This is a genomic window from Italian clover phyllody phytoplasma str. MA1 (assembly GCF_000300695.1).
GTDB lineage: Bacteria > Bacillota_I > Bacilli_A > Acholeplasmatales > Acholeplasmataceae > Phytoplasma.
Genome location: NZ_AKIM01000127.1, coordinates 1 through 926, shown reverse-complemented (window position 1 = coordinate 926; position 926 = coordinate 1). Strand labels below are relative to the sequence as shown.

The window sequence follows — 926 nt, the reverse complement described above, 5'->3', positions numbered from 1 at the left end:
TTTCATTTCTTCTAAGATTTGAGGATCGACGAAGAGAGTTTGGTTTTTGAGACGGTAATTAGCTTCTTGGTAAGTATGCTTCTTTTTAGAATGGGTTATAATGGTCAGGTTGATTAAATCTTGTTTTAAAGTTTTAAGAAATTGTTTGATTTGTTCTAAATCATTGGGGATTGTATTTGTTTTCCAACTGCCTATAACGATTCCTTGATTAAGGTCGTTTTTCATTTTTATTTTCTCCTTTGGATTTGTTTTTGTAATTTTGTTAAAATATTTATCAATTTTTGGCCTAATAATTGAATGTGCGTGATTCATATTATTAATTTTATTTTTAAAGGTCATATAGGGCAAAATAATACTTTTGTTGTTGTTTAATTGTTATTTTATAATAAATCATTATGTCATTACTTCAACTTTATCTTCGCCAAAAAAATGAATAGCTAAATCCACTATTTGTTTCTTTTCTGCTTCTTCATATGAGATGTATGGATCTAAAAAACATTTTTGGTAAGCTTGTTTCCCAAATTGTCTTAATAAATCATCTACATCTTTGCAAGTTTTGTCGTAAGGTGGTAAAATGCGTCTAATTTCGTATAAAATATTTGCTTCTTTAAGTTGTTCTCCTAAGGCTGCGTTTCTTTTTCTTCCAGTTTCGTCATTATCGAGGGCGATAATGACTTTAATCTTTTCTTTTTTTAAGATATCCATTTGAGCTTGGGAAAGTAATTGGGCGACACAAATTAAACCCACGACATTTTTTATGCCGTGTTGCCAACAACTAATGACATCAAAAAAACCTTCATGAATGATAATGGTTTTGGTTTGTTTTATATGCGGCAAAGCTTCAAAAAAACGATAACTGAAATGAAAAGTAGGTGTTTGGCTGAAATTGTTAATAGATTGATATTTAGGTCGGAAATAGGTAGTAT

Annotated in this window: 1 protein-coding gene and 1 pseudogene; both read right to left on the bottom strand. The window is 29.7% G+C overall.

The features are described 5' to 3' along the window. Positions 1-339, bottom strand: a pseudogene (locus RI01_RS02910) (hypothetical protein); the annotation flags it as partial. A 54-nt stretch (positions 340-393) separates the two neighbouring features. Then, positions 394-926 (bottom strand): toprim domain-containing protein (locus RI01_RS02905; protein WP_017193175.1); only part of this gene is annotated, 533 nt, incomplete at its 5' end.